The sequence below is a fragment of the Cohnella laeviribosi DSM 21336 genome (genome assembly GCF_000378425.1).
GTDB classification, from domain to species: Bacteria; Bacillota; Bacilli; order Paenibacillales; family Paenibacillaceae; genus Cohnella; species Cohnella laeviribosi.
In genome coordinates this window covers 49,180-74,821 of the sequence record NZ_KB899816.1, presented here as the reverse complement: position 1 = coordinate 74,821, position 25,642 = coordinate 49,180, and the positions used below count along the sequence as shown (strand labels likewise).

The window sequence follows — 25,642 nt, the reverse complement described above, 5'->3', positions numbered from 1 at the left end:
CAGCTTTAACTACCTATAAAACGGTTGAGGAGGAAAGGAATTGGCTACGACTACCAACAGCATTATCCGGGACCCGTCGCTGGCTCCGGAAGGCAAGCTTAAAATCGACTGGGCGCAGGCGCACATGCCCGTGCTGAACCGTATCCGCGAGGAGTTCCAGCGCGAGCAGCCGTTCAAGGGGCTTAAGGTCGCGATTTCGCTGCACCTGGAAGCGAAAACGGCTTATTTGGCCAAAGTCGTGCAGGCGGGCGGCGCGGAAGTGGCGATCACGGGCAGCAATCCGCTGTCGACGCAGGACGACATTTGCGCGGCGCTGGCCGCGGACGGCATTACCGTGTTCGCAAAATACAATCCGACGGCGCAGGAATACCGCGATCTGCTCATCAAGACGCTCGAAACAAAGCCCGATTTGATCATTGACGACGGCGGCGATCTCGTTACCATTCTGCACACCGAGCGCCAGGACCTGCTGTCCACGATCCGCGGCGGGGCGGAGGAGACGACGACCGGCATTTTGCGGCTCAAAGCGATGGAAAAGGACGGCACCTTGAAATTCCCGATGGTCGCGGTGAACGACGCGTATTGCAAGCATCTGTTCGATAACCGGTACGGCACGGGCCAATCGGTGTGGGACGGCATCAACCGGACGACGAACCTGGTCGTGGCGGGCAAGACGGTCGTCGTCAACGGCTACGGCTGGTGCGGCAAAGGCGTGGCGATGCGGGCGAAAGGGCTTGGCGCGAACGTGGTCGTGACGGAAGTGGACGCGATCAAGGCGGTCGAAGCGTACATGGACGGCTTTACGGTGCTGCCGATGGCCGAAGCGGCCAAAGTCGGCGATTTCTTTGTGACGGTTACCGGCAACAAGGACGTCATTCGCGGCTGCCATATCGAAAACATGAAGGACGGCGCGATTTTGTCCAATGCGGGGCACTTCGACGTGGAAGTCAATCTGGTCGAGCTGGCCGCACTTGCCGTCTCGAAGCGTACCGTCCGCCGCAATATCGAAGAGTACGTGCTGAAGGACGGACGCCGCATCTACGTGCTCGCCGAAGGGCGTCTCGTCAACCTTGCCGCAGGCGACGGGCATCCGGCGGAGATTATGGACATGACGTTCGCGCTGCAGGCGCTCTCCTTGCGTTATGTAAACGAAAATTACCAATCGATCGGCGCGAAAGTGGTCAACGTGCCGTACGAGATTGACGAACAGGTCGCCCGGACGAAGCTTGCGGCGATGGGCATTTCCATCGACACGTTGAGCGAAGAGCAGAAAGCGTACCTGCAAAGCTGGGCGACCCACTGACCGGCAACCGGTACCGGAGCGGTTAAGGGGCTGCCCCCTAAGCAGTCCAAACGTTGTGGAGCGGCTTTCGTATGATCAGGTCAGCCAGAGATTTCTGGTTGGCCTATTTTTATGGCCATAAGCCGGGGAAGGAAAGGGGAAGCAGCCTTTGGCGTGTCTGTCCTGCGTTCCGTTTTCGGTTCGCTTTTGTCTCTCGGCTTCATCCTTTCCTCGAACAGCCGGCGAAGGCGAATCGGGTTGGAGAATTGGATTTCTTCATATCCGGATTCATATTTCTTTTTTCGCCAGCCCGATTTAATTGCCGCTAAAGCAACTAGAACGGGGGCTTGCGCGAAAATGGGCTGTGCAGTTGCGGTTATGGCAACTGCAGTGCCGCCCGGTCGGTCAGACGAGCCGCGCGCCCGATTTAATTGCCGCTAAAGCAACTAGAACGGGGGCTTGCGCGAAAATGGGCTGCGCAGTTGCGGTTATGGCAACTGCAGCTACGCCCGGCCGGTCAGACGAGCCGCGCGCCCGAAGAGACTCGCCAACGTCATGATCTATACCTCATATTGTGCTCTGCCTTCATCTCAAAGATGGCGGCGTCCGGCTCCCTCTTGCTGTAGCTGTTCCGCTCTCCCGGGATCTCCTGCTGAACCTCGTATTTTTGCAGACGAAGGAGCAGGTCTCGGCGCAGAAAATGCGTACGGATGCAGAGAGCGCGTAAGGCTTGAGCGGTTGGGAGAGGCGAGTGGATCCGCGGATCGGAACGGAGAATCCGTTTCGGATCGGTTCCCGTCTCCCGACGCCCGACGGACAAGCGGGGAGCGGCCCTCGAACTGCGTTTGTAAAAAGATGCAACATTTTCCTTTTACCCCTCGTCAATCGAAATGGAAAAACAAAGGGGGATGAGCGCATGGAAAAGGGAAGGCGGACAAGGATCGGGAGCATCGGCGTTTGGGCGGCGGGATCGCTGCTTGCCCTGGCGCTGTTGCTGGGGGGATGCAGCTCCGGCGGGGAAGAAAAAAACGACGCGGCCGCGGGCGGAATGAGCGCGCCGGGAGCGCCGGCCGCGGCGGAGGCGCAGCCGACCTTCGAAGGGGGCGCGCAGCATGATGCGCTGCCCGCCGCCGGACAGGAGGCGCAGGCGGCCGACGTGGGCAAGGCTCAGGCACAGGAGGCGGCGGGGGAGGCGGGTTCCGGAAGCGAAGCCGATTCGATCCCGCCGGCCGCGGGCGCGGGAATCGGTCCCGTCGCCGATGCGAACGCCGGGTACAACCGGAAGATGATCTATTCCGCGAACGTGACGATGAAAGTCGCGTCGTTCGCCAAAGCGGAGGAACAGGTGTCCAATGCGATTTTCCAAAGCGGCGGATACATCGTCCAGTTTGCCGATACGCGCACGGACGGCCGGATCGGCTCGACTTACGTCATCAAGGTGCCTTCGTCCGGCTTCAGTTCCTTTCTGGCCGAGCTCAAGCAAATCCCCCATCTCGAATTTGAAAGGCAGATGCAGGGCAACGACGTCACCGAGGAATATGTGGATCTGGAAGCGCGGCTGAAGGCCCAGCAGGCGCTGGAGGCACGGCTGCTCGCCTTTATGGACAAGGCGACGAAGTCGGACGACCTGGTCCGCTTTTCGAACGAGATCGCAAGCGTCCAGCAGAAAATCGAGCAGATCAAAGGCCGGATGCGTTACCTCGATCAGAACGTGGCGTATTCCACGGTGAACTTGCGGCTTTACGAAGGCGAGCCGGAAGACATGACGGAGCCGGCGGAAGACGGAAACGCGGACCTGGGCGCGCGTCTGGCTCGCGCGATGAAGGGCAGCGCCCGCGTGCTGGGCCTGATCGGCGAGGGGCTGTTGACGTTCCTGGCGGCGCTGCTGCCCGTTTTGCTGGTCGCCGCCATATTGGCGGCGCCGACGTTCGTGCTCGTTCGCCGCAGCCGCGCAGCGAGAAGGGAGCGCAGCGCGGAGAAGCGAAGGCTGCTCAACGCCGAAAAAACGCCGCAGGACGCCACGGCGTCCGACGAGGCGGCACAGGACGACGCGGAACAAGGCGAGAGCGGAAAATGAAAATCGTTTAATCCCGTAAAATATTTTTCGAAAATCCTGCCCGTAAGGCAGGATTTTTATTTTATGGGGCGAATAATTTTCTAAGTGGTTGAAAGTGGGGGAAAGTGGTGTATAGTGGAGGGGGTGGCGAGGGCCGATGTTTTTGGGGGAATACCAGCATTCGATCGACGACAAAGGTCGAATCATCATCCCTGCGAAGTTCCGCGAAGCCCTCGGCACCGATTTCATCGTCACCCGCGGATTGGACAACTGCTTGTTCGTCTACCCCCGCTCCGAGTGGAATGCGTTTGAACAAAAACTGAAACAGCTGCCGCTGATGAAGTCGGACGCGCGGTCGTTTACCCGCTTCTTCTTTTCCGGGGCGTCCGAATGCGAATGGGACAAACAGGGAAGGGTAACGTTGCCCGGCCATTTGCGGGAATACGCGAAGCTGGAGAAAGAGTGCGTCGTCATCGGCGTCTCGAACCGGGTGGAGATTTGGGACAAATCAACCTGGGACGCCTACAAAGAGCAGTCCGAGGAGTCGTTTGCCGAGATCGCCGAGAAGCTCGTCGATTTCGATCTTCCGTTTTAGGTTCGGACCGGCCGGTTCGTCGGGAACAGACCTGGTTTACACATTGCTTTCAACATAGAAAATAGACACAAAGAAGGACCCCATGAGGTTGCCGGGAGGGCTTGCATTTGTTTCACCATATTACTGTGCTTAAAGAGGAAGCGGTAGAAGGCCTGAATGTCAGGAAAGACGGCATTTATGTCGACTGCACGCTGGGCGGCGCCGGACATAGCGAAGCGATCGCCGCGAAGCTCGCCGCTCCTTACGGCAGGCTGATCGGCCTCGACCAGGACGACCGGGCGCTTGCCCACGCCCGGGAGCGGCTTGCTCCATACGGCGAAACGGTAACGTTGGTGAAAAGCAACTTTCGGCATCTGGAAGCCGTGCTCCGCAAGGCCGGCGTGCCGCAGGCAGGCGGCAAGCCGCAGGTGGACGGCATCCTGTTCGATCTCGGCGTCTCCAGCCCGCAGCTCGACGAGGCGGAACGCGGCTTCAGCTACAACCACGACGCCGCGTTGGACATGCGGATGGACCGGGATCAGCGGCTTACGGCCCGGGAAATCGTCAACGAATGGGACGAGCGGGAGATCGCCCGCATCATCCGCGATTACGGCGAGGAGAAGTTCGCGAAACCGATCGCCCGCCGGATCGTCGAGGCCAGGGCGAAATCGCCGATCGAAACGACCGGCGAGCTGGCCGAAATCGTGAAAGCTTCCATTCCCGCCGCAGCCCGGAGGACGGGGCCGCACCCGGCGAAGCGGACGTTCCAGGCGATCCGCATCGCCGTGAACGACGAGCTGGAAGCCTTCCGCGAAGCGCTGCTGCAGGCGATCGATTGCCTGAAGCCCGGAGGGCGGATCGCCGTCATTACGTTTCACTCGCTGGAGGACCGCATCTGCAAGGAGACCTTTGTGAGCGAAGTGCCGAAAAATCTGTCCCCTCCGGGTTTTCCCGTCGAAATCCTGAGCGAGGGTCGGCTTAAGCTTACGCCGCGAAAACCGATTTTGCCGTCCGAACGCGAGCTCAAGGAGAATCCCAGGGCCCGCTCCGCCAAATTGCGCATTGCCGAGAGGCTTGGAAAAGATGAGCCCGTGAACAATAGCCCGGAAGGGGAATAAAAGAATGCCTGAGCGTTACTATGGGAACTTGGCGCTCCGGCCGGAACGCAAGCCCGAGGAGCCGGCAAAGCGGCGGGCGCCGTCGCCTGCGTCCGCGCGCGAACCGCGCCGGCGCTCGATTCCGGTCGGAGAGAAGCTGCTTTATTTGTTTACCGTCTTTTTGTTTGTTGCGGTGTCCAGCGTCGTCATCTACCGTTATGCGGGACTCTATCAGTTGAACCGCGAGATTCAGGACGTGACGGCGCGGTACGAGCAGCAGGTGGAAGAAGCGAAAGAACTGCAAAGAGAAGTGGAAAAGCTGAAAGATCCGGGCCGGATCAAAGAGATTGCAAGACAGAACGGCCTGATTCAAAACGACGAGCAACCGATCACGCTGTCTCCCGCCGGAAGCCGAACGGATGCGGCTTCGAAGCCGTGAAGCTTTGCCAGAGGGTGAACGGACATGGTCAAACGAATCAAATTACGCACGTTGTTTCTGGGAGGGTTCATCACCCTCCTGTTTTTCGGTTTAATCGTAAGAATCTACTGGGTGCAGGTCGCCAATGCGGCGTTTTGGGAGGAACAGGCGCGCAAAACATGGATCACGAGCAAGAAGCTGGTGCAGGACCGCGGGACCATTACGGACCGGGACGGCAACGTGCTGGCGGCGGACACGGTCGCCTATACGCTGGCGGTCGGGCCGAAAAAGCTTCACGAGCTCGACGAAGAACATCCCGAATGGCGCCTGATCGACCAGATCGTCAACAAGGTGCATCTGGTGCTGAACAAGCCGGAATCGGAAGTCCGCGCGGCCGTCGACGCCAAACGGGAAGACGGAAGCTATCTGGACCAGCGCGAGATTCGGCCGGAAGGATGGAAGATGGACAAGAACGTCGCCGACCGGCTGATGGCGTTTCGGGATCAGCTTAGGGAGCAGACGGGCAAAACCGACGTCGGCCTCTATTTTATCGAGGATAAGAAGCGTTTCTATCCGAACGGCTCGCTCGCTTCCCACGTCCTCGGCTACGAGAATAAAGAGGGCGTCGCGGTGATGGGGCTGGAGAAGACGCTGAACGACGAACTGAAGGGCCAGGAAGGGTCGATCACGTACGAGAAAGACGGCATCCGCACGCAGCTTCCGAACGGCAAGGTGGAAGTGAAGCAGGCGATTGACGGGAAAAACGTCACGCTGACGATCGACCGGGACATTCAGTTCTACATGGAGGAAGCGCTGAGGGCGGCCTACAAGCAATACAATCCGGTCAGCATTACCGCGATCGCGGCCGATCCGAAGACGATGGACATTCTCGGCATGGTCAGCCTTCCGGATTTCAACCCGAACGCCTATTGGGAGACGAAGAACCCGGAAGCGTTTAAAAACAACGCGATCCAATCGGTGTACGAGCCCGGCTCCACCTTCAAGATCGTCACGCTCGCGGCGGCGGTGCAGGAAGGGCTGTTCAATCCGAACGCCTACTACCAGTCGGGGAGCATCAGCATCTCCAGCCGGGACAAGCCCATTCACGACCACAACTGGAGCGGCTGGGGACGAATCACCTATCTGGACGGCCTCAAGCATTCCAGCAACGTCGCGTTCGTCAAGCTCGGCTACCAAATGCTCGGCAAGGAAAAATTCAAGCAGTATATCGATAACTTCGGCTTCGGCGTCAAAACGGGCATCGAGCTGCAGGGCGAGGTTATCGGCAAATCGACCCCCACGTGGAACCGCGACTGGGCTTCGGCCACGTTCGGCCAGGCGGTCACGGTGACGCCGATTCAGCAGGTGGCGGCGGTGGCGGCGGTCGCCAACGGCGGCAAGCTGATGAAGCCGCATCTGGTCAAGGCGATTACCGACCCGGCTACCGGCAAGAAGACGGTCGTCGAGCCGGAGGTCGTGCGGCAGGTGATTTCCGAAGCGACTTCGAAGAAGGTCGGCGAATATCTGGAGCAGGTCGTCAGCGACCAGGAAATCGGCACCGGACGCAACGCCTACATTCCCGGCTACCGCATCGCGGGCAAGACGGGGACGGCTCAAGTCTATGAAAACGGAAAAATCGCCGAAGACAAATACGTCGTATCGTTCATCGGCTACGCGCCGGTGGAAGACCCGAAGATCGTGCTGTACGTGCTGGTGGACCGCCCGGACGACAAGTTCGCCGGCGGGGGTTCGGTTGCGGCGCCGATCTTCAAGCAGATCATGGAGCAGTCGCTGCGCCATCTCGGCGTGCTGCCGAAGGTGGAGAAGAAAGACGGCAGCGGCGGCAAGGAGGCGGAGAAGGCTCCGGTCACCGTTGCCGTTCCCGATGTCGGCGGCATGACGGTGGAACGGGCGTCGGCGGAACTGAAAAACGCCGGCTTTCAGACGGAGGTGCTGGGCAAGGGAGGCAAGGTGCTGAATCAATTGCCCGAACCCGGAAGCGTGCTGCCGACATCGGAGCGGGTGTACTTGTTTACCGAAAAGAAAGTCGGCAGCGTTCCGGACATGAAGGGGCTGTCGCTGCGCGACGCGCTCGACCTTTGCTCGCTGCTCGGCGCGACGTGCCAGGCAACGGGCGAAGGATATGTAATCGCGCAGCAGGCGACGGTGAAGGACGGCCGGATCTCCGTCGCGCTGTCGCTCGCCCCTCCCGGGGAAATGCAGCGGCCTGCGGGCGAAGCGGACGCGGAACGGCCGGACGCGTCAGCCGGCGGGCAGTCGGACGCCTCTTCCGGCGATTCGTCCGGAGGCGGCGGCGCGAATGGACCGGCCGGCGGATGAAGCCGGGTCATCCGCCTTGTCCGGCGGGCGGTTTTATAAAGAAATAGCAGGGCTTGTTCTAACCCCCCTTTCCTTGGAATAGCTTGAACTAAGCGGCGCGGGCTCGGCCCGCCGGTTCCGGGGAGGGGGTTTTAGCATGAAAATATCTCAGGTGACCGTCCGCAGGCGGCTGTTTGCCGCCCTTATTCTCGTCGTCATCGGCTTCGGCGCGCTGATCTTCCGACTTGGTTACGTGCAGCTGTGGAAAGGCGAAGAACTGTCCGCTAAGGCCGAAGACTCGTGGCGGAGGCAAATTCCGTTTGCAGCCAAGAGGGGCGCCATCGTGGACCGCAATGGCGTCAGCCTCGCCTACAACGTCAGCGCGCCGACGATATACGCGATTCCGGCCCAGGTCAAAGATCCGGGCGAGACGGCGAGAAAGCTGTCCCCGCTGCTCGGCATGACGGAGGAAAAGCTCTATTCGCAATTGACCAAAAGAGCCAGCAACGTTCGCCTGCAGCCGGGAGGCCGCAAAATGACGACGGAGCTGGCGCAAAAGGTGCGCGATCTGGGCCTTCCGGGCATCATCGTCGCCGAAGACAGCAAGCGGTATTATCCGTTCGGCAGCCTGGCCTCGCACATTCTCGGCATCGTCGGTTACGACGAGGGGCTCACGGGGCTCGAGAAGCGCTACAACGACCGTCTGACGGGCCTTGAGGGCAACGTCTCGTTTCTGACCGACGCCGCGGGCAGGCAGATGCCGGAGTCGTCGGAAAACTACGCGCCTCCGCGCGACGGGTTGACGCTGCAGCTTACGCTCGACGAGCCGATCCAGTCGATTGTCGAACGGGAGCTGGACCAGGCCATGCTGCAATACCAGGCCGACAGCGTTATCGCCATCGCCATGGACCCGAACAACGGCGAAATTCTGGCCATGGCCAGCCGGCCGACGTTCCAGCCGGATCAGTACCAGCAGGCCGATCCGTCGGTGTACAACCGGATTTTGCCGATCTGGATGACGTACGAGCCGGGGTCCACGTTCAAGATCATTACGCTGTCCGCGGCGCTGAATGAAAACAAGGTGGATTTGAAAAACGAATTTTTCTACGATCCCGGCTATGTCGACGTGGCCGGCGCGAAGCTGCGCTGCTGGAAGAAGGGCGGGCACGGCAGCCAGTCGTTCCTCGAGGTCGTCGAAAATTCCTGCAACCCCGGGTTCGTGGCGCTCGGACAGCGGCTGGGCAAGGATACGCTGTTTAAGTACATCAAGGATTTCGGCTTCGGCAAGCGGACCGGCATCGATCTGGAAGGCGAAGAAAACGGCATTTTGTTTAAGCCGAGCCGGGTCGGTCCGGTGGAGCTTGCGACCACTTCGTTCGGGCAAGGGGTGTCCGTGACGCCGATTCAGCAAATTACGGCGGTGGCGGCGGCGATCAACGGCGGGAAGCTGTATAAGCCGCACGTGTCCAAGGCGTGGATCCAGCCGGAAACGGGCGCCGTGCTGGAGGAAACGCAGCCCGAGCTCGTTCGTCAGGTGATTTCGCCGGAGACTTCGAAGAAGGTTCGCGAGGCGCTCGAAAGCGTCGTGGCCCGGGGGACGGGCGGCAACGCGTTTCTGGACGGCTACCGGGTGGGCGGCAAAACGGGGACCGCGCAAAAGGTCGTGAACGGCAGGTACTCGCCGAACGAGCATATCGTTTCGTTCATCGGCTTCGCTCCGGCCGACGATCCGAAGCTGATCGTTTACGTCGCGGTCGACAATCCGCAGGGCATCCAGTTCGGCGGCGTCGTCGCGGCGCCGGTCGTGCGCAACATCATGGCGGACGCGCTGCCGTATCTGGGCGTGAAGCCGAGCGCCAAGCAGCTGTCCAAGGAATACAAGCCGGGCGAAACCCGGATCGTCACCGTGCCGAACATCGTCGGCAAGACGGTAACGGATTTGTACGAGGATTTGAACATGAACTTCCGGCTGTCCGCTTCGGGCAAAGGAACGACCGTGATCCGCCAGGCGCCCGCGGCCGGAGCGAGGGTGGAAAAAGGATCGGTGATCCGCATCTATCTGGGCGAAGGAGCGCCGGAATCCTGAGCGCATAAAAATCTTTTCATTTTCAGAAAATCGTGCCCGGTTTCTCTTGTAACGGAATGGTCATTGGTTGATAATGAGGATACTGCAAGTCGAAGGAGGCCGATGGTTGATGTTGTTGCAAGAGCTCGCCAATCAGTTGATCGTATATCGCTCCGTCGGCGATATCCGCATTCCGATACAAGGCTTGGAGGCTGATTCCCGTCGCGTGCGGCCGGGTCAGCTGTTCTTTTGTTTGCCCGGGCATACCGTGGACGGACACGACTTCGCGCCCCAGGCCGCAGCGGCCGGGGCGGCCGCGCTGGTCGTCAACCGCCGGCTTGACGTGAACCTGCCGCAGCTGATCGTACCCGATGTCGGCCAGGCGCTCGCGATGCTGGCGGACGCCTGGTTCGGCCGCCCGTCGCACAGGCTGCGCCCGATCGGCGTCACCGGCACGAACGGCAAGACGACGACGACGTACCTGATCGAGCGCATTTTGGCGGATGCCGGAATCAAGCCGGGCGTCATCGGCACGATCGAAACCCGCTTTAATGGCGAAAGGAGGCCGATGTCGGGCACGACGCCCGACGCGCTTCACCTGCAGCGGATTTTCCGCGAGATGGTGGACAGCGGAACGGAGCGCTGCGTCATGGAGGTCAGCTCCCACGCCCTGGAGCAAGGGCGCGTGAAAGGAACCTGGTTCCGCGGCGCGGTGTTTACCAATTTGACGCAGGATCACCTGGACTACCACGGCACGATGGAAGCGTACGCGGACGCCAAGGGACTGCTTTTCTCCCGGCTCGGCAACGCGTACGAAAGCGATCCGGCGCAGCGCGGCTACGCGGTGCTGAACGCGGACGACGACGCGTCGCGGCGGTTCGCGCGCCTTACGGCGGCGGAGGTCGTGACGTACGGCGTGGAGCGGGAGGCGCACGTCCGGGCGAAAAACGTGCGCATTTCCGCAAGCGGCACTTCGTTTACGGCCGATACGTTCCGCGGCAGCCGCGAGGTGCGCCTGAAGCTGGTCGGCAAGTTTAACGTCTACAACGCGCTCGCCGCGCTTGCGGCGGCGCTCTGCGAGGGCATCGGGCTGGATGAGGCGGTCGCCAGCCTGGAAAGCGCGCCCGGCGTGCCCGGCCGGATGGAAGCGGTGGACGAAGGGCAGGCGTTCGCGGTCATCGTCGATTACGCGCACACGCCCGACGGGCTCGAAAACGTGCTGCGGACCGTAAGGGAAATCGCGGAAGGAAACGTGATCTGCGTGTTCGGCTGCGGGGGAGACCGCGACCGCACGAAGCGCCCGATCATGGGCCGGCTGGCGGCCCAGCTTGCCGACCGGGTGATCGTGACCAGCGACAATCCGCGCTCGGAAGACCCGCTGGCGATTCTGCGCGACATCGAGGCGGGAATCGCGGAAGCCGGAACGTCCCGGGACCGCTACACGCTTGAGCCCGACCGGCGCGAGGCGATCCGGAAGGCGGTTGAAATGGCAAGCCCCGGAGATGTAGTATTGATTGCGGGGAAAGGCCACGAGACCTATCAGATTATCGGCGGCGTCACGCACGATTTTGACGACCGCCTGGTAGCGAAAGAAGCGTTAAGGAGTCGAAAATTGTGATCATCGCATCGCTTAGAACCGTAGCGGACTGGTGCGGAAACGGCCGGATCGAAGGGACGGAGGACGCCGGGCGGCAGCGCGTCGCCGGCGTGTCGACCGATACGCGGACGCTTGCGCCGGGCCAATTGTTCGTACCGCTCGCCGGCGAACGGTTCGACGGACACGACCATCTGGAGGCGGCCGTCAAGGCCGGGGCTTCCGCCGCGCTGTGGCAGGCGGATCGACCGCTTCCGGCAGCCCCCGGGGTGCCGCTCGTCGTCGTGGACGACACGCTGGCCGCCTTGCAGAAGCTGGCGGAGAACTATCTGGGCAGCCTGAACGCCCGCGTGGTCGGCGTGACGGGCAGCAACGGCAAGACGACGACCAAGGATCTGCTCGCCTCCGTGCTGGCGACCGGCTTCAAGGTCGCCTGCACCGCGGGCAACCTGAACAACCATATCGGACTGCCGCTGACGATTTTGCGCGCTCCCGCGGACACGGAAGTGCTTGTGCTCGAAATGGGCATGAGCGGCAGAGGCGAAATTTCGCTGTTGTCCCGGTTGGCGAAGCCGGACGCGGCCGTCATCACGAACATCGGCGACGCGCACCTGCTGCAGCTCGGCTCGCGCCGCAACATCGCCCGCGCCAAGCTTGAAATTGCCGAAGGGCTGAAGCCGGGCGGCGCGCTCGTATACAACGGGGATGAGCCGCTGCTTGCGGAGGAACTGGCGGAGCTTAAGCTCCCTGCGGGCATAAAGCGGATCGCGTTCGGGGAAGGAGCGGATTGCGACGTGCGCCTGCTCGAAGCGGAGGTGACGCTTGAAGGCTGCGCCTTCCGTACGGCGGACCGTCCGGACGCTCTGTTCGAGCTGCCCGTGACCGGGCGGCACAATGCGGTGAACGCGCTCGCGGTCCTTGCGGTCGGCCGGCTGTTCGGGCTGAGCGAAACGCAAATCGCCGAAGGGTTCAAAACCGCGGTTCTCACCGGGATGCGGATCGAACGGACGAAGGCGTACAACGGCGCGGTCGTGCTGAACGACGCGTACAACGCCAGCCCGACGTCGGTGCGGGCGGCGATCGATCTTGTCGCGCAGTTGAAAGGGTACCGGCGCAAGTGGGTCGTGCTCAGCGACATGCTGGAGCTGGGGCCGGACGAGGCCGAGTTTCACGCCGGCATCGGCCGGTTTCTGACGCCGGACAAGGCGGATGTCCTGTACACGGTCGGACCGCTTTCCGCGTTTACGGCGAAGGCGGCGGAGGCCGCTTTTCCTCCGGGCGCGGTGCGGCATTTCGAGCGGAAGCGGGAGCTGATCGACGCGCTGCTGCGGGAGCTGTCCCCGGACGATCTGGTGCTGGCGAAGGCTTCGCGCGGCATGAAGCTGGAAGAGGTCGTGTCGGCGCTGCAAAAAGGAGCCGTGGGGTGAGAGTATGGACTATACGACAACGCTGTGGACGATGGGCGTCTCCTTCTTGCTCTCCGTCCTGCTCGGCCCGCTGTGCATCCCGGTTCTGCGGCGGCTCAAATTCGGGCAGCAGGTGCGGACGGAAGGCCCGCAGTCCCATCAGAAAAAGTCCGGAACGCCGACGATGGGCGGAATCATCATCTTGCTGTCGCTCACGATCGCCTTTTTGCGGTTCGCCGACCGCGGGCCGGAATATTGGGCGCTGATCGTCGCGTGCCTCGGTTTCGGGCTCGTCGGGTTTCTCGACGATTACATCAAGATCGCGCTGAAGCGTTCGCTCGGCCTTACGGCGAAGCAGAAGCTGCTCGGTCAGCTGCTGTTTTCGGTCGTTTTCTGCGTAATGCTGTACCGGATGGGCCATTCCACCGCGATTGCGGTTCCCGGAACCGGCTGGTCGCTGGATCTCGGCTGGGGCTATTATCTGTTTGTCATCGTGATCTTTTTTGCCGCGAGCAACGCGGTGAACTTTACCGACGGTCTGGACGGCCTCCTGTCGGGGACAAGCGCTGTGGCGTTCGGCGCCTACGCGCTGATCGCGCTGGAGGCGTCGCAATCGGAGGCGGCTGTCTTCTCGGCGGCCATGATCGGCGCGGTGCTCGGTTTTCTGGTCTACAACGCGCACCCGGCCAAGGTGTTCATGGGCGATACCGGCTCGCTCGGCATCGGCGGCGGGCTTGCCGCCGTGGCGATCCTCACGAAGACGGAACTGCTCCTGATCCTGATCGGCGGCGTGTTCGTCGTGGAGATGCTCTCGGTCATCATTCAGGTCGTTTCGTTTAAAACCCGGGGCAAAAGGGTATTCAAAATGAGTCCCATTCATCACCATTTCGAGTTGTCGGGCTGGTCCGAATGGCGGGTCGTCACGACGTTCTGGCTGGCAGGCCTCGTGCTTGCGCTGGCCGGATTCATCTTGTACAAGGGGATATAGAATGATGGAACAGCCAACCCACTACAGGGGACGCCGCGTCGTCGTCCTCGGTCTTGCGCGAAGCGGCGTCGCCGCCGCAAAGCTGTTTTACGAGGCGGGGGCCGTCGTCGTCGCAAGCGACCGCAAGCCCCGCGAACAATGCCCCGAAGCTTCGGAACTCGAAGCTTTGGGCATTTCTGTTGTGTGCGGGGAACATCCGGACGACCTGGTGACGCCGGATACGGCGCTGCTGGTCAAAAATCCCGGCATCCCGTACACGTCGCCGCCGCTCGTCAAGGCTGCGGAGCTTGGCGTAGAGGTGGTGACGGAAGTCGAGGTGGCGTGGCATATTTCGCCCGCGCCGATCGTCGGCATCACCGGCTCCAACGGCAAAACGACGACGACGACGTGGACGGGCAAGCTGCTGGAGGCGGCGGGCCTTAAGCCGCTTGTCGCCGGCAACATCGGCCGCCCGCTGTGCGACGCGGTGCTGGAAGCCGACCCGAACGGCTGGCTCGTCGCGGAGCTGAGCAGCTTTCAACTCAAGGGGACGACCGCGTTCCGTCCCAAGATCGCCTGCCTGCTCAACGTCGCCGAAACGCATCTCGATTATCACGGAACGATGGAGGATTATGTCGGCTCCAAGGCGAAATTATTCGCCAACCAGACGGAAGACGACACGGCGGTGTACAATGCGGACGACCCGGTCTGCCGGAAGCTGGCCGAGTCGTTCCGGGCGAGGCGCCTGCCGTTCGCGCTGGCGCGGCGGCTTGAGCGCGGCGTGTGCGTGGAGCCGCCGTTTCCATCCCTCCGTCCTTCGGAGGACGAGGAGCCGGCGGGGAGCGTGCGCCGCATGATCGTGTACCGTCCCGGCGACGGCACGGAGGTGCCGATCGTTCCGGTCGACCGGCTGGGCCTGCCGGGACGGCACAACGCGGCCAACGCGCTCGCGGCGATCGCGGTCGCGCTGGCGGCCGGCGCGGCTCCGGAGAAGCTTGTCGAGCCGCTTGAGACGTTTACCGGCGTGGAGCATCGGCTCGAGTACGTCGGCACGTTCCGCGGCGTGAAGTATTACAACGACTCCAAAGCGACGAATCCGACGGCGACGGCGATGTCGATCGCATCGCTGTCCGCGCCGATCGTGCTGATCGCCGGCGGACTGGACCGCGGCTCGGACTACATGGAACTGCTGCCGGCGTTCCGCCGCCGGCTCAAAGGCGTCGTCGCGCTCGGCCAGACGCGGGAAAAGATTGCGAAAGTGGCGGAAGCGGCCGGTTTGGCGGCGGTAAGAATCGTCGATCCTGTTGATGATGCCGCCGAAACGCTGCGCCTTGCCGTCAGGGAAGCTTCGAAGCTTGCGGAACCCGGAGACGCCGTGCTGCTGTCTCCGGCCTGCGCAAGCTGGGATATGTTTCCGTCCTACGAAGTGCGGGGCCGCATTTTTAAGGAATCGGCGCATACGTTGTAAGAAGGGGGCATGTCCCCACTTCTTCGCTTACGTGAGGTGTCCGGTACCATGGTCAAGTCCCGTTCCGCTCCCGACATCTGGATGATCGCGGCGACGATCGCCATTTTGGCGATCGGCGTTGTCATGGTGTACAGCTCCAGCGCCGTAGCCGCCTTCCACGATTACGGAGACAAATTTTATTACGTCAAGCGCCAGCTGCTGTTCGCCGCCATGGGCGTAGCCGCGATGTTCGTCACGATGAACGTCGATTACTGGCGGTGGCGGAAATGGTCGCTGCCCGGACTGATCGTATGCTTTGCGCTGCTGGTCGTCGTGCTCGTTCCGGGCGTCGGCGTCGTGCGGGGCGGCGCCCGCAGCTGGCTTGGGGTCGGATCCTTCGGCATTCAGCCTTCGGAATTCATGAAGCTGGCCATGATTTTGTTTCTGGCCCGTTTTCTGGCCGAACGCCAGGATCGGATGCATTCGTTCACGCAGGGGCTGCTGCCTCCGCTTGCCATCCTCGGCGCTGCGTTCGGCCTGATCATGCTTCAACCCGATCTGGGGACCGGAGCGGTTATGATCGGCGCGTCGCTGCTTGTCATCTTCGTGGCGGGCGCGAGGCTCGTCCACTTGGGCGGGCTGGCGCTGATCGGAGCGGCCGGGCTCGTCGGCCTGATCGCCGCGGCGCCCTACCGTCTGCAGCGGATCACCGCGTTTCTCGATCCTTGGCAGGACCCGCTGGGCGCCGGTTACCAGGCGATCCAGTCGCTCTATGCGATCGGGCCCGGCGGGCTTGTCGGGCTGGGGCTCGGCATGAGCCGGCAGAAATACAATTACCTGCCCGAGCCGCAGACCGATTTTATCTTTTCGATTCTGGCCGAAGAGCTCGGCTTCATCGGCGGATCGCTGCTGCTTCTGCTGTTTCTGATTCTCATCTGGCGGGGCATGCGGTGCGCCATTACGCTGAGCGACCCGTTCGGCAGCTTTCTGGCCGCGGGGATCGTCGGCATCCTCGGCGTTCAGGTGCTGATCAACGTGGGCGTCGTCATCGGCCTGCTGCCGGTTACGGGCATCACGCTGCCGCTCGTCAGTTACGGAGGCTCCTCGCTTACGCTGCTGCTGACGGCGCTCGGCATTTTGCTAAATCTATCCCGTTATTCGAGGTGACCGTTCGTATGCGTATCGTGTTGACCGGGGGAGGCACCGGCGGGCATATTTACCCCGCGCTTGCGATCGGCCGCGAGGTCAAGGAGCGCGAGCCCGATTCCTCGCTGCTGTACATCGGAACGGAGCGCGGACTGGAAAGCCGCATCGTCCCCGAACAGGGGATTCCGTTCGAGAGCATTCACATTACCGGCTTCCGCCGTTCGCTGTCGCTGGAAAACGTCCGGACGGTCGCGCGCTTCCTCCGGGGCGTGAGACGCTCCAAAGAGCTGCTCCGCAAATTCAAGCCGGACATCGTGGTCGGCACCGGCGGTTACGTGTGCGGACCGGTCGTGTACGCGGCATCGAAGCTCGGCATCCCGACGCTCATTCACGAGCAGAATGTCGTTCCCGGGCTGACCAACAAATTTTTGAGCCGTTACGCGGACGGAGTCGCCGTCAGCTTCGCGGATTCGAAACCTTACTTCAAGGGCAAGTCCTATGTCGTGCATGCCGGCAATCCGTGCGCTTCGGCCGTCGCCCGGGCGGACCGGCGGAAGGGGTTCGCTTCGCTCGGCCTTTCCGACGGCACGCCGTTTGTGCTTGTCGTCGGCGGCAGCCGCGGCGCCAAAGCGCTGAACGATGCGGTGGCGGAAATGGCCCCTAAGCTTGCGTCCCTTTCGGGCGTGCACTACGTTTTCGTCACTGGCGAACGCTATTACGAAGAGACGCTCGCGCGGATGAAGGAACAGCTCTCCGCCCTGGCAAGCCGCGTTCATGTGCTGCCTTACGTGCACAACATGCCGGAAGTGCTGGCGGCCGCCTCGCTTGTCGTCAGCCGCGCGGGCGCCTCTTCCCTTGCCGAGATCACGTCGCTCGGCGTCCCGTCCATTCTGGTGCCTTCTCCGAACGTCACCAACAATCATCAGCAGCCCAATGCCGAGAGCCTTGCGGCTGCGGGAGCGTCGGTGATGATTCTGGAGAAGCAGCTGACGGGGGACGCCCTGTTCGCGTCTATCGCCGGCATCATGGGCGATCCCGCGCGCCGCGAGGCGATGTCGCGGGCGGCCCGCGGCCTGGGCATGCCCGAAGCGGCCGCGACCATTTACGGACAGATGAAAGAAATTATAAGCAAACGTAATTAATACAGGAATGCAAAGGTTCGGCTGCTGGGCGTTTGTCACCACACCGTGCCGCTCGTCATAAGATGAAGCGTAATCGTGACTGTCGAACCGGCATGCGTAAGGCAGCGCGGCAGCGGACTGATAAGCTTTCGGAATTGGAGGAACATTCATGCAACGGTTGGTCGCGGAATTGGAACAAGCCCGAGTCGGGCACGTGAAGTTGAACGAACCGCTCGCCGAGCATACGACTTGGAAGATCGGCGGCCCTGCGGACCTCTTCATCGTTCCCGAATCCCGCGAACAGTTGTCCGAAACGCTGAGGCTTCTTCATAAGCATGGCGTGCCTTGGACGCCGCTCGGCCGCGGCTCCAATACGCTCGTGTCCGACAAGGGAGTCAGGGGAGCGGTCATCAAACTGGGCAGCGGGTTCGACACCATTGCATTTGACAACAATACCGTCTGCGCAGGCGCCGCCTATTCCTTCATCAAGCTGTCGGTCATGGCCGGCAAGCAAGGCCTTACCGGACTGGAATTCGCGGGAGGAATTCCGGGTTCGGTAGGGGGCGCGGTTTACATGAATGCCGGAGCGAACGGTTCCGACGTGTCACGCATTTTCAAGTCGGCCGATATCGTCTGGGAAGACGGTAGCAGCGGGACGTACGGAAAGGAAGATATGAAATTCGGCTACCGCCACTCGATCCTGCACGAGCGCCGGGGCATCGTAACGGGAGCGACGTTTGTCCTCGAACACGGCGACCGCAAGGAGATCGCCGCCGTGATGGCGACGTTCAAGGAACGGCGGCTGCGCACCCAGCCTCTGCAAGAGGCTAGCGCCGGCAGCGTGTTCCGCAATCCGCCGAACGATTATTCCGCGCGGCTCATCGAGGCCGCTGGATTGAAGGGCGCCCGCGTAGGCGGGGCCGAGGTTTCCCTTCTGCACGCCAACTTTATCGTCAATCTTGGCGGGGCTACGGCCGAGGACGTCCTCACCCTCATGCATCGGATACAAAGCACCGTGGAAGAACGTTTCGGAATTCGACTGGTGCCGGAGGTTCTGTTGATGGGTGAACGGTAATCCGGAGGTGAATCCCTTGGACAAATTGGTGATTGAAGGCGGCGTGCCGCTTTCGGGCACCATACGCATCCACGGAGCCAAAAACGCCGCTCTGCCGATACTTGCCGCCAGCATACTGGCGGACGGAGCGGTAACCATTCGCAATGTCCCCCGACTGCTCGACATTCAAGTCATGCTTGACATTCTGCAGGATCTGGGCTGCCGGACGGCGTTCCGCGGCGGGACGGTTACGGTCGACGGTTCCGGCGCATCGTCGTCGCACGTTCCGGAAAGCCTGATGCGCCGGATGCGCTCTTCGGTTTTTCTGATGGGGCCGCTGCTTGCCCGCTTTGGGGAAGTGCAGGTGTATCAGCCTGGCGGCTGCGCGATCGGAGAGCGTAAAATCGACCTGCATTTGCGCGGCCTGGAAGCGCTCGGCGCGAACATCGAGGCGACGGGCAACCGCATCGTTTGCCGGTCGGGGCGGCTGCGCGGAGCGGAGATTATTCTCGATTTTCCGAGCGTCGGGGCGACGGAAAATATTATGATGGCGGCCGTTCTTGCCGAAGGCAGGACGACCATCGTCGGCGCCGCCCGCGAGCCGGAAATTCAGGACCTGCAGCGATTTTTGAACGAGATGGGAGCCATCGTCCGGGGGGCGGGTACGGATACGATCGTCATCGAGGGCGTGTCCTCACTGTCCGGCTGCGATTTTGAAGTTATACCGGACCGCATCGTGACCGGAACGGTCATGGTGGCGGCCGCCGCGACGAAAGGCGAAGTGACGCTGACCGGCGCGCAGCCGGGCCATCTGACCTCCTTGATTCATGTTCTGCGCCGCGCCGGTGTTCAAATTCAAGTCGAGAATGATATAATGAAAGTCCGCGCGACTGACCGCCCACGCGCCGTTCCTCGGGTCGTCACCTCGCCTTATCCGGCTTTTCCGACCGATTTGCAGGCGCAGATGATGATTTTGCTTGCGCTTGCCGACGGCGTCAGCGTGATCAAAGAGACGATTTTCGAGGGACGGTTCAAGCATGCGGAGGAATTGTGCCGAATGGGCGCCGATATCCGCCTCGATTTGAACACCGCCTTTATTCGCGGCGTGCCCCGGCTGTACGGAACGACGGTGGAGGCGACGGATCTTCGCGCCGGCGCCGCGCTGGTGATTGCGGGTCTGGCGGCCGAGGGGCGAACGGTGATCGAGCAAGTGCATCATATCGATAGAGGATACGACCGGATTGAAGATATGTTTAGCCGATTGGGAGGCCGCATCGCCAGGCATCAGGAAACCGACAAGGCGAATATCGCGGCCCTTCGCTGAAGGGTTCCCCGCTGAAGCGTCATCCCCTTTCTTTGGCGGGGGATTTTTGTCCGCGCCGCGGGACAAGCCGCCGGCAAGACGGGAGAAGCCAAACGTGAACAAGTTACGGAGACCGAACGGGAGCGAGGGGAGAGGAGCATGGTGGCGGAACGGATACCCGCTTTGAAAAAAACGGACGCGGAAGAAGGAACATCTCCGCGGCGCAGAGGCGGCAAGCTGCTGTGGATCGTATTCGTGCTGTTTGCGATCGCCATGATCGTCCTGTTCTTTCGTTCCTCTTTGTCCCGGATATCGTCCATTCAAGTAACGGGAACGGTTCATCTTCCGGCGGACGAAGTGTTGAAGGCTGCCGGAGTCCGGGAAGGAGAGTCGTTTTTCTTTCCGAGCGCCAAGGAGCTTGAGCGGCGCATCGAAACGCTGAAGGCGGTCCAATCGGTCAAAGTGGACAAGCGGTTTCCGGGCAAAGTCGAGGTCGCCGTCAAGGAATATGGCGAAGTCGCGGTCGAGCTGGACGCTTCCGGCAAGACGCGCATCGTCCTTTCCAACGGGCTGTCGGTGCCGGCGTCCGGCGCCTTGCCGGACAAGCCGATCCTGACCGGCTGGAAGGAGGGCGACGAGCGGCGCAACGCGCTGTGCCGGGCGCTGGAAGGGCTGCCGGAATCGCTGCTCAGGGACTTGTCCCAGATCGCTCCGGACCCTTCCACCGCCTATCCGGACCGGATCCGGATTTATACGCGGTCGCGTTTCGAAGTGGTGACGACGGTTGAACGATTGCCGGAGAAGGCGGCGCTCCTTTCCGAAATCGTAGAGAACCGGGAGCCGGGCAGGGTCGTTTTGCTGGAGGCGGATACGTATCAGCCGTTTTCGGCACAAAACGCCCCGTCTCAAGGCGATTCATGAGGAAAACATAAGGAAAAGGTCTCTACTCAACCGAGGCAAAGAGTGCTAGAATTTCTTTTATGGACTCCGGGAATCGATAGTCTGATAGGAATAAATTGCTTATGCTGAAAGCGGGAAAAATTTTGTTGAAAAAAGAGGGAAAACCTCGCAGACGTTGAATATGTAGAGGAAGCGTCCCATATCATAGCATTTTCATCGACCAACGGGAGGTGCCACCGGTTGAGCAGTAATGACCTCATTGTCAGTTTGGACATAGGCACATCTAAAGTCCGGGTGATTATAGGGGAAATCAGCAACGGGTCCATTAACATCATTGGCGTCGGCTCTGCGGATTCCGAAGGCATCCGTAAAGGCGCCATTGTCGATATTGATCAGACCGTTCAATCGATCCGCAACGCGGTCGATCATGCCGAGCGCATGGTCGGCATTACGATTAGCGAAGTATACGTCGGGATTGCCGGCAATCATATCTCGCTGCAGAGCAATCACGGCGTCGTCGCCGTATCGAACGAAGACCGGGAGATCGGCGAGGAGGACATCGAGCGCGTGTTGCAGGCGGCCAGGGTCGTGGCTTTGCCGCCCGAGCGGGAAATTATCGGCCTTTTGCCGAAGCAGTTTCTGGTAGACGGGTTGCCGGGGATTCAGGATCCGCGAGGCATGATCGGCGTTCGTCTGGAAGTCGAATGCACCATCATTACGGGCACGAAGGCTGCCGTACATAACCTGATGCGCTGCGTGGAGAAGGCAGGCCTTAAAATTTCCGGCATCGTGCTGATGTCGTTGGCGTCGGGCATGATGGCGCTGACCAAGGACGAGAAGCAGATGGGAACGGTTCTGGCCGATATCGGCGCCGGCGCGACGACCATCGCGATTTTCGAAGGCGGAAGCCTTGCGGCCGTATCCACGCTGCCGATCGGCGGGGATTACGTCACGAGCGATATTTGCTACGGGCTCAAGACGCAGACGGAGCATGCCGAGAAGATCAAGCTCAAATTCGGATGCGCCCGCACGGAGGATGCCGCGGAGGACCAGAAATTCAAAGTGATGCGGGTCGGGAGCAACGTGGAGAAGGAATTTTCCCAATACGATCTGGCCATCATCATCGAACCGCGCATGCAGGAAATCTTCCATATGATCAGGCAGGAAGTGAAGCGGCTTGGTTATTTGGACAAGATCAACGGATACGTGTTGACGGGCGGCTCGGTGTCCATGCCGGGAGTGCTAACGCTCGCCCAAAGCGAACTGGAGTCCAATGTCCGGATTGCGGTGCCCGATTTCATCGGCGTGCGCGATCCGTCGTTTAGCAGCGGGGTCGGCATGATTCAATATGTTACGAAGTATGTCCGCACGCATGGCGCGTCAGCCGCTAAACGCCCGGCCAAGAGCAAGGCGGCAGGAGGGACTACGTCATCCAAACCCGGCATCAGGGAATGGTTCAAAAACATATTCAAGGAATTTATTTGAACCGCCGTTTAGGACTGGCCAACCAAGCGATGCGAGGAGGAAAATGGAATTATGTTGGAGTTTGATTTTGAAATGGAACCGCTCGCTAAAATCAAAGTGATTGGAGTCGGGGGCGGCGGTAGCAACGCGGTTAACCGTATGATCGAGAACGGGGTGAAAGGCGTCGAGTTCATCACCGTGAACACCGATGCCCAAGCGTTGCAACTGACCAAGTCCGAACAAAAGCTGCAAATCGGCGACAAATTGACCCGCGGCCTTGGTGCCGGGGCCAATCCGGAAGTCGGCAAAAAAGCGGCGGAAGAGTCCAAGGAACTGATTATGAACTCCCTGCGGGGTTCGGATATGGTGTTCGTCACGGCGGGCATGGGAGGCGGCACCGGAACCGGAGCCGCGCCGGTCATTGCCGAGCTGGCTAAAGAATGCGGCGCCCTTACCGTCGGCGTCGTGACGCGTCCGTTCACGTTCGAGGGACGGAAGCGGTCGACCCAGGCCGAGCAAGGCATCGAGGCGCTGAAAGACAAGGTCGATACGCTGATCGTCATTCCGAACGATCGCCTGCTGGAAATCGTCGACAAGAAGACGCCGATGATGGAGGCGTTCCGCGAAGCGGACAATGTCCTGAAGCAAGCCGTGCAGGGCATTTCCGACCTGATCGCGGTGCCGGGCCTGATCAACCTCGACTTCGCCGACGTCAAGACCATTATGACCGAACGCGGCTCCGCGCTTATGGGCATCGGCGTCGCTTCCGGCGAGAATCGCGCGATGGAAGCCGCCCGCAAGGCCATCATGAGCCCGCTTCTGGAAACGTCGATCGAAGGCGCGCGCGGTATTATCATGAACATTACCGGCGGGTCCAACCTGTCGCTGTTTGAGGTCAACGAAGCTGCGGAAATCGTCATCGCCGCTTCCGACCCGGAAGTCAATATGATCTTTGGCGCCAGCATCGACGACAGCATGAAGGACGAAATCAAGGTTACGGTTATCGCGACAGGGTTTGAGCACAAGGCTCCCGCGTCCCGGCGTCCGTCCGCTCCGGCGGCCGCGCCGCAGCCGCAGCAACATGCGGAACCGAGCGACACGCGTTCGAGTTCCGGCAATCTGCGTCCGTTCGGCAGCCACGGCCCCTCCAGCGATCATCTTGATATCCCGGCCTTTTTGCGGAACCGTCCGCGCGGCGACCGGTAAAACCATAACATACGGCCAAACGAAGAACTCCTTACCGACTATTCGGCGAGGGGTTTTTTTTTGTTGTCCGGAGTTCCGGACTGGACAAAGTATGGCAGCGGCGGCGGCGGTTCAGGTAGAATAGAGTGGAAAAGGAGGAGAGATATGCTAGAGATTCAAGGCTTGTCCCATTGTTTTCGCAACGGGACGGAAGAGACGACGGTTCTGGACGGAATCGATCTGGTCGTACATAAGAAAGAAGTCGTAGCGCTGCTTGGCAGTTCGGGCTCAGGCAAATCGACACTGTTGAACTTGATGGCGGGGTTGATGAAGCCGACAAAGGGAACGATCAAGATCGCCGGTCAGGCGATCGAAAAGATGAACGAGAACGAGCTCTCCGAATTTCGCCGGAAACATATCGGGTTTATTTTTCAATCCTATGAACTGATTCCTCATTTTTCGGTGCTCGAAAATGTGGAGCTGCCGCTCATCTTCCAAGGGGTAAAGCCCAGGGAGCGAAGGGCGCGGGCGGCGGAAATGCTGACGCAGGTCGGATTGGGGGATAAAATTTCCCTCTACCCGTCCCAATTGTCCGGAGGGCAGCAGCAGCGGGTCAGCATCGCCCGGTCGCTGGTCACCTCTCCGACGATCGTGTTCGCCGATGAGCCTACCGGGAATCTGGATACGAAGACGGAGAAAGAAATTATCGATCTGCTGCTCGATTTGAATTCGCGCCTCGGGATGACGTTTATCATCGTGACGCACGAGCACGAAGTGGCGCAAAGGGCGCAGCGGATCGTTTATTTGCGCGACGGAAGGCTGGCTTCCCCCGAGGAATCAAGAGGTGAAGCCGGATGAGGCTCAGGGATTATATTGCGCTCGGATGGGACCAACTGCGGAGGAGAATGGTCGTGACGCTGCTGTGCACGATGGGGATCGCCATCGGTTCGGCGGCGATTATCGTCGCTTTGGCATTCGGCGAGTCGATCGCGCATTATGCCAGAGTGCAGATGAACTCGTTTCTCAAAATGGACGAAATTACGGTCTACGGGGATGGCTCCGCTTCCCCGGGAGGCAGCGGAGCCGACGCCGGCGGCATGACCGAGCAGAAGATCGATGTGATTCGGCAGCTTCCGCATGTTCGCAGCGCAGCCGTCTTTCAGCCGGTGGATTACGCTTCCTTCATCGTGGACGGAACGAAGCGCGGAAGTCTGCAGCTTACCGGGGCGGAGCTCGGCAAACTGGAGGAATTCGGCTATGAGCTGGGGCAGGGATCGTTCTCCGATCAGGACAACGCGATCGTCGTGACCTACTCCGCGATGTACGATCTGTACGACACTCGCCTTGACCAGCTCAAGTCGGGACAGGAAGGCGCAAATCCCGGCGGCGGCGAAAAACGGCAAAGAATCGCTTATCCGCTCTACCAAAAGCAACTGACGCTTAGCGTTTATACGGGAGAGAGCAATGGCGCGGCGCGCTTTGAGGCGTTTCCGGTCCGCGTCGTCGGCGTATTGAAGAAGCCTGACGGCGCCGCAGGTTACGAAGGCCAGAAAATCGGCTATATATCGCTGGGGCTGGCGGAGCGGATCGAACAGGCGAAACGGTCCGGCAGCGGCGCCGCGGCGGGGAATTCGGACACCCAGCTCGTCATCAAGGTGGACGACCCGTCGAACGTGGCCCAGGTTGAAAAATGGATTCAAAAGCTGGGTCTTAGGACCCAGTCGAATATCCGGTATCAGGAAGAAACGAACGCGCAGTTCAAAATCATTCGTTTCATCTTCGGCGGAGCGGGACTTTTTATTCTGTTTGTGGCTTCGATTTCCATCATCGTGGCGATGACGATGTCGACCTACCAACGGAGAAGACAGATCGGCATCATGAAGGTGCTCGGCGCGAATTTGGCGCAAATCCGCAACATGTTTGTCGTTGAATCCGCTTTGCTGGGATTTATCGGCGGGTGTTTCGGCATTTTGTTTTCGTATTGGGTCATCTGGTCGATCAATATCGTGTTGCAACGGTTCGCCGACAGCGAGGAAATTCTGTTCATCGAGCCGTGGATCCTGGCCCTCGGGCTGTTTTTTGCGCTGTTGACCGGCGTATTGTCCGGGATCTATCCGGCGATCAAAGCGTCCCGAACGGATGCCCTGACCGCCATCAAAAGAGAGTAGAGAAAAGAGATTAGTGAAAAGAGATTAGCGAAAAGAGATTAGAGGATCGAAAGAAACCGGATGAGGAGAACGACGG

The 25,642-nt window shown here is 60.7% G+C and carries 20 protein-coding genes; all 20 read left to right on the top strand.

Going from position 1 to position 25,642, the window contains the following annotated elements:
* Nucleotides 1-40: 40 nt before the first annotated feature.
* The 20 genes from F560_RS0107990 (at nucleotide 41) to F560_RS0107890 (ending at nucleotide 25,566) form a co-directional block, all read left to right on the top strand.
* Nucleotides 41-1,303, top strand: coding sequence for an adenosylhomocysteinase (locus F560_RS0107990; RefSeq protein WP_019005199.1), 1,263 nt, complete (start codon nucleotides 41-43; stop codon nucleotides 1,301-1,303).
* Between the two features lie 895 nt (nucleotides 1,304-2,198).
* Nucleotides 2,199-3,359, top strand: coding sequence for a DUF4349 domain-containing protein (locus tag F560_RS24525; protein ID WP_019005197.1), 1,161 nt, complete (start codon nucleotides 2,199-2,201; stop codon nucleotides 3,357-3,359).
* 136 nt (nucleotides 3,360-3,495) lie between these two features.
* Nucleotides 3,496-3,933, top strand: a complete 438-nt coding sequence (gene mraZ, locus F560_RS0107975) for a division/cell wall cluster transcriptional repressor MraZ (protein ID WP_019005196.1) — start codon at nucleotides 3,496-3,498, stop codon at nucleotides 3,931-3,933.
* A 107-nt stretch (nucleotides 3,934-4,040) separates the two neighbouring features.
* Nucleotides 4,041-5,030 (top strand): 16S rRNA (cytosine(1402)-N(4))-methyltransferase RsmH, encoded by a 990-nt coding sequence (rsmH, locus tag F560_RS0107970; RefSeq protein ID WP_019005195.1) that lies wholly within the window; start codon nucleotides 4,041-4,043, stop codon nucleotides 5,028-5,030.
* Nucleotides 5,031-5,034: 4 nt separating this feature from the next.
* Complete coding sequence (gene ftsL / locus F560_RS0107965; RefSeq protein WP_019005194.1) at nucleotides 5,035-5,448, top strand: cell division protein FtsL; 414 nt, start codon at nucleotides 5,035-5,037, stop codon at nucleotides 5,446-5,448.
* 24 nt (nucleotides 5,449-5,472) lie between these two features.
* Nucleotides 5,473-7,767 (top strand): penicillin-binding transpeptidase domain-containing protein, encoded by a 2,295-nt coding sequence (locus F560_RS0107960; protein ID WP_019005193.1) that lies wholly within the window; start codon nucleotides 5,473-5,475, stop codon nucleotides 7,765-7,767.
* Between the two features lie 136 nt (nucleotides 7,768-7,903).
* Nucleotides 7,904-9,832 carry a stage V sporulation protein D gene (locus F560_RS0107955; RefSeq protein WP_019005192.1) on the top strand — a complete coding sequence of 643 codons (1,929 nt, stop codon included), beginning with the start codon at nucleotides 7,904-7,906 and terminating at the stop codon, nucleotides 9,830-9,832.
* Nucleotides 9,833-9,941: 109 nt separating this feature from the next.
* Nucleotides 9,942-11,429 (top strand): UDP-N-acetylmuramoyl-L-alanyl-D-glutamate--2,6-diaminopimelate ligase, encoded by a 1,488-nt coding sequence (locus F560_RS0107950; protein WP_019005191.1) that lies wholly within the window; start codon nucleotides 9,942-9,944, stop codon nucleotides 11,427-11,429.
* Nucleotides 11,426-12,832: a UDP-N-acetylmuramoyl-tripeptide--D-alanyl-D-alanine ligase gene (locus F560_RS0107945; protein WP_019005190.1), complete on the top strand. Its 1,407-nt coding sequence runs from the start codon at nucleotides 11,426-11,428 to the stop codon at nucleotides 12,830-12,832. The genes F560_RS0107950 and F560_RS0107945 overlap by 4 nt, the downstream gene beginning before the upstream one ends.
* Before the next feature lie 4 nt (nucleotides 12,833-12,836).
* Nucleotides 12,837-13,799, top strand: coding sequence for a phospho-N-acetylmuramoyl-pentapeptide-transferase (gene mraY, locus F560_RS0107940; RefSeq protein WP_019005189.1), 963 nt, complete (start codon nucleotides 12,837-12,839; stop codon nucleotides 13,797-13,799).
* Nucleotides 13,800-13,803: 4 nt separating this feature from the next.
* A complete protein-coding gene (murD, locus tag F560_RS0107935) occupies nucleotides 13,804-15,246 on the top strand; it encodes a UDP-N-acetylmuramoyl-L-alanine--D-glutamate ligase (protein ID WP_019005188.1) in 1,443 nt (480 codons plus the stop codon).
* A 48-nt stretch (nucleotides 15,247-15,294) separates the two neighbouring features.
* Entirely contained in the window at nucleotides 15,295-16,392 is a 1,098-nt protein-coding gene (gene spoVE / locus F560_RS0107930; RefSeq protein WP_019005187.1) for a stage V sporulation protein E, read from the top strand.
* Between the two features lie 8 nt (nucleotides 16,393-16,400).
* Complete coding sequence (murG, locus tag F560_RS0107925) at nucleotides 16,401-17,513, top strand: undecaprenyldiphospho-muramoylpentapeptide beta-N-acetylglucosaminyltransferase (RefSeq protein WP_019005186.1); 1,113 nt, start codon at nucleotides 16,401-16,403, stop codon at nucleotides 17,511-17,513.
* A 148-nt stretch (nucleotides 17,514-17,661) separates the two neighbouring features.
* Nucleotides 17,662-18,567 (top strand): UDP-N-acetylmuramate dehydrogenase, encoded by a 906-nt coding sequence (gene murB, locus F560_RS0107920; protein WP_019005185.1) that lies wholly within the window; start codon nucleotides 17,662-17,664, stop codon nucleotides 18,565-18,567.
* Nucleotides 18,568-18,583: 16 nt separating this feature from the next.
* Complete coding sequence (gene murA, locus F560_RS0107915; protein WP_019005184.1) at nucleotides 18,584-19,870, top strand: UDP-N-acetylglucosamine 1-carboxyvinyltransferase; 1,287 nt, start codon at nucleotides 18,584-18,586, stop codon at nucleotides 19,868-19,870.
* Nucleotides 19,871-20,008: 138 nt separating this feature from the next.
* Nucleotides 20,009-20,770, top strand: a complete 762-nt coding sequence (locus tag F560_RS0107910; RefSeq protein WP_019005183.1) for a cell division protein FtsQ/DivIB — start codon at nucleotides 20,009-20,011, stop codon at nucleotides 20,768-20,770.
* A gap of 219 nt (nucleotides 20,771-20,989) precedes the next feature.
* Entirely contained in the window at nucleotides 20,990-22,234 is a 1,245-nt protein-coding gene (ftsA, locus tag F560_RS0107905; RefSeq protein WP_026298156.1) for a cell division protein FtsA, read from the top strand.
* Nucleotides 22,235-22,285: 51 nt separating this feature from the next.
* Nucleotides 22,286-23,419: a cell division protein FtsZ gene (gene ftsZ, locus F560_RS0107900; RefSeq protein ID WP_019005181.1), complete on the top strand. Its 1,134-nt coding sequence runs from the start codon at nucleotides 22,286-22,288 to the stop codon at nucleotides 23,417-23,419.
* A 144-nt stretch (nucleotides 23,420-23,563) separates the two neighbouring features.
* The gene (locus F560_RS0107895; RefSeq protein ID WP_019005180.1) at nucleotides 23,564-24,256 is read left to right on the top strand and encodes an ABC transporter ATP-binding protein; all 693 of its coding nucleotides are present in this window, start codon (nucleotides 23,564-23,566) and stop codon (nucleotides 24,254-24,256) included.
* Nucleotides 24,253-25,566 carry an ABC transporter permease gene (locus F560_RS0107890; RefSeq protein WP_019005179.1) on the top strand — a complete coding sequence of 438 codons (1,314 nt, stop codon included), beginning with the start codon at nucleotides 24,253-24,255 and terminating at the stop codon, nucleotides 25,564-25,566. The genes F560_RS0107895 and F560_RS0107890 overlap by 4 nt, the downstream gene beginning before the upstream one ends.
* Nucleotides 25,567-25,642 lie beyond the last annotated feature (76 nt).